6 protein-coding genes are annotated in these 3,595 nt (G+C 49.0%); 1 reads left to right on the forward strand and 5 read right to left on the reverse strand.

Features of this window, described 5'->3' with window-relative positions; all coding sequences use genetic code 11:
• The 5 genes from modC to moaD all read right to left on the reverse strand — a co-directional run.
• Positions 1-1,049: molybdenum ABC transporter ATP-binding protein (gene modC, locus KDK19_RS12515; protein ID WP_257292092.1), on the reverse strand; the 1,049-nt coding region annotated here is incomplete at its 3' end.
• Positions 1,049-1,723 (reverse strand): molybdate ABC transporter permease subunit, encoded by a 675-nt coding sequence (modB, locus tag KDK19_RS12520; protein ID WP_257254208.1) that lies wholly within the window; start codon positions 1,721-1,723, stop codon positions 1,049-1,051. The genes modC and modB, both read right to left, overlap by 1 nt.
• Positions 1,723-2,472: a molybdate ABC transporter substrate-binding protein gene (modA, locus tag KDK19_RS12525; protein WP_257275344.1), complete on the reverse strand. Its 750-nt coding sequence runs from the start codon at positions 2,470-2,472 to the stop codon at positions 1,723-1,725. The genes modB and modA overlap by 1 nt, the downstream gene beginning before the upstream one ends.
• The gene (gene moaE / locus KDK19_RS12530) at positions 2,469-2,924 is read right to left on the reverse strand and encodes a molybdopterin synthase catalytic subunit MoaE (protein WP_257254205.1); all 456 of its coding nucleotides are present in this window, start codon (positions 2,922-2,924) and stop codon (positions 2,469-2,471) included. Before moaE ends, modA begins: the two co-directional genes overlap by 4 nt.
• A 2-nt stretch (positions 2,925-2,926) precedes the next feature.
• Positions 2,927-3,172 carry a molybdopterin converting factor subunit 1 gene (gene moaD, locus KDK19_RS12535; RefSeq protein ID WP_257292093.1) on the reverse strand — a complete coding sequence of 82 codons (246 nt, stop codon included), beginning with the start codon at positions 3,170-3,172 and terminating at the stop codon, positions 2,927-2,929.
• Positions 3,173-3,257: 85 nt separating this feature from the next.
• On the opposite strand from moaD, the gene KDK19_RS12540 reads away from it, so the two are divergent.
• The coding region (locus KDK19_RS12540; protein ID WP_257292094.1) for a hypothetical protein at positions 3,258-3,595 on the forward strand (338 nt) is incomplete at its 3' end.

Below are 3,595 nucleotides of genomic sequence, written 5' to 3' on the forward strand. Positions count from 1 at the left end.
TTAAAATGAGCAAACACCTTCATCCCAATTTTCAGCGACAACCGATCCACCGACTTTCGTGTCACCAGAGCCATTAAAGTCTGCTCACCCAGACATAACGTAATTAACTGATGCCAGTCGTCCCTGGTTTGTATTGAATCAATCACCACCGGTAAACGATTCAAAACACTGGTGTCGCAAAAATCATCCAGCACAATACTCACTTCATGGGCAGGGACAATCATTCGTACTGTTGACCCCAAGGCCAATCCAGCCTCGTGCACCTGCAGCGGATGACCTTCGACACTCAGAACGGTCAGCCCATAGTCTTTATCATGATCAACCACTTCTGCTTCCAGCACGGATAACAGAGGCTCATGCCGATCATCAACGGCCAGTGCACTGTTGAGCAACGTCTGGCTCTGATCTTTTCCGGTCACAGATCCCTGATGCAGTAACAAAACCCTGTCAGCCAGACGGGCCACTTCTTCTCTTGAATGACTGACCATAATAATCGGTATGTTAAAAGCTCGATGAATATTTCTTAAACAAGGCAATATCGTCGCCTTGGAATCCCAATCCAGAGAAGCCAGAGGCTCATCCATTAACAGCAATTTTGGTGCATTCAACAAAGTGCGGGCAATGGCTACACGCTGTTTTTCTCCGCCGGACAGTGTTTCAATCCCACGATTCAGCAAGTGGCCAACACCCGATTGATCCACGACTTCAACAAAGGTTAATCCCCGGCGACCGGAGCTTGCACGTTTCATGGAAAACTGAAGGTTACCCAGAACACTCAAGTGTGGAAATAAACGCGCCTCCTGAAAGATATAACCTATCCTGCGTCGTTCAGGGGGAACAAAGACACCCTGTTTGCTGTCCATCCAGACCTGATCATCAAACTGTATCCGACCCTGAACCGGTTTTTCCAGTCCGGCAATGGCCCTGAGCAGAGAGGTTTTGCCGCAGCCCGACGCACCCATAATACCCCAGACAGCATCCAGCTCCAGAGCGGTATGGATGGCAAGATCGAACCGATCCCGAGGCAGTTGAATATCCAGTTTCAACATCAACGGTTACTCACTTCCGACACTTGTCTTTTATCAATACTGTACAAAACTACCAGCATCACAAGCGCAAACATTAGCAGGCCCGCTGCCATAGCATGTGCCTGGCCCAGCTGTTGTGTTTCCACCGCGTCGTATAAAGCAATGGACAACACCTGAGTTTCTCCGGGAATGTTGCCGCCAATCATCAGCACCACACCAAATTCACCCACCGTATGAGCAAAGCCCATACAGGCAGCCAACAAGAGTGCTCTGAGAGAATTTGGCAAAACAATATTGATAAACCGGTCAATCCGACTGGCCCCGAGCATGGAGGCTGCTTCAAGAAGACCATGATCCAACTGCTCAAACGCTCTTTGCAGAGGTTGCACGACAAATGGCAATGAATACAGCACAGAAGCCACCACCAGCCCTGAAAAACTGAATGCCAGTGTTGACCCCGTTAAATCAACCCACCATTGGCCCAAGGTATTGTCTGGCGAGAAGGCAATTAACAGATAAAAACCGAGTACCGTGGGCGGTAGCACCAGTGGCAAACCGACAATAGCTTCTATTAATGGCCGAAAGCGGCTTCTCATATTGGCCAGTTTCCAGGCCAGGGGTATTCCCACCAGCATCAACAGCAGTGTTGTCAGCACAGCCAGTTTCATGGTCAGCCAGATGGCCGTGGTCAGCATTATTTCGTCTTATCCCGGATGGCAGGAAAATAGCCATGCTCAGCAATATATTTCTGGGACGAGGCAGACAACACAAACGCCGAAAACGCCTGAGCTATCTTTTTGTGCTCTGTACTTTTCAGTATCACCATATCCTGACGAATCGGTTCATAGAGCGTTTTTGGCACATAGCTGATTCGCTTCAGCTCTTTTTCTGAAAGCTGGGATAAGGCAACCAGCCCCATGTCAACATTACCGCTGGCCACAAACTGCCATGCCTGCTGAATGTTGGCTCCCTGCACCAGCCGCCCCTGATAACTCTCCCATAAACCTGACTTTTCCAGAGACTGCCTGGCAGCCAGACCGAAGGGAGCGGTTGCAGGGTTAGCAATAGCCAACTTACCATGCCAGTCTTTGAGCTGCTCAATTGAAGATGGCTCTTTATCCTTTGTTCGATCCCAAAGAACCAAACGTCCATAGGCGTATGTTTTTCGACTTTCAGAAAGCGCCTTGCCATTGTTTTCCAGCTTCAGGGGTCTGGCTTGATCGGCTGAGAAAAAAAGATCAAAGGGAGCACCACGCATAATCTGATGGTACAGCACGCCAGTCGATGCTGAAGAGACAGTCAACTTGTGTCCGGTCTGACGCTTAAACTGTTCAGCCAGATGTTCTAAAACGGGTTTAAAGTTAGCAGACACCGCCACTCGAAGATTAGCAGCGGTTGCACTTATGCTAAACAACAGTGTCAGAATACCCAGCCAATACGTCACAACGATGTCTGCCCCCAGCGCTTTGCCGCCTCTTCATCAGACTCACGGGCATCCACCCAGCGATCACCTTCAGGAGTGGTTTCCTTCTTCCAGAAAGGCGCACGGGTTTTCAGGTAGTCCATGACAAACTCACAGATCTCAAACGCCGCTTTGCGGTGAGCACTGGCCACACCAACAAAAACAATTCTGTCACCCGGCTGAAGCTGCCCGACCCGGTGAATCACCCTGATGGCTTGCAGTGGCCAGCGTTCGGCGGCTTCATCAATAATGTCCCTGAGTGACTTCTCTGTCATACCCGGATAATGTTCCAGATACAGTCCTCCCACATCGTCCCCGAGGTTTTCATCCCTCACCAATCCAGTGAAGGTCACCAAAGCCCCGGTACCGGTATTGTCGCTGAGCTGATCCTGTTCAAAACCCGGATCAAAATCATCCTTCTGTATTGAGATCATGATCACCCTCCGGTGACCGGAGGAAAGAAGGCAATTTCGTCGCCTTCTTTTATTTCAAAATCCTTGCGGGTCATAGTCTGGTTCAAAGCCACCAGGGTACTTGGGTCTTTAACGACTTCCTGCCAATCCTGCCCTTTTTCGCAGAGCAGGTCACGAAGTGCAGAAAGATTCGTTGGCATCTCAGTCAGCTCCAGCCTGTCTATACCCAGCTTTTCGCGGTAGCTGGCAAAAAAAAGAACCTTAATCACCGGATTCACTCTCCTCTGGAAAAAGTCTGCTATTTTGAGAGTTCGACTCAATAATGTTTCTACTACACCAAGGCAGTATTTATTTATGTCATCTATTGAAGCCAGACTCGACATACTGGAAGTGCAACATAAAAATCTCGACGCCGACGTGCATAGCCTCGCAAAGGTCTGTGCAGAAATCAAAAATATCGCCCTGACCAATCAGAATGATATAACCGGGTTAAAGCTCGATGTCGCAGACGTTATAAACGACATTGCTGATGTTAAAAATGATGTGGAATCCGTTAAGGATCACGTCAACGCATTAACTGCCGCAACTCATGCCGGTTTTATGCGGACCGACAAACGCTTTGATGAGATGGATGCCAGATTCACCGAACGTATGGATCAGATGGACTCAAAATTCACCGAACGTATGGATCA

This window comes from Endozoicomonas sp. ONNA1 (assembly GCF_024606325.1).
GTDB lineage: Bacteria > Pseudomonadota > Gammaproteobacteria > Pseudomonadales > Endozoicomonadaceae > Endozoicomonas_A.

What these genes read in the sequence shown, in the direction of transcription:
- modB (WP_257254208.1), bottom strand. Translation starts at nt 1,723, where the DNA reads ATGCTGACCACGGCCATCTGGCTGACCATGAAACTGGCTGTGCTGACA.
- moaE (WP_257254205.1), bottom strand. Translation starts at nt 2,924, where the DNA reads ATGATCTCAATACAGAAGGATGATTTTGATCCGGGTTTTGAACAGGAT.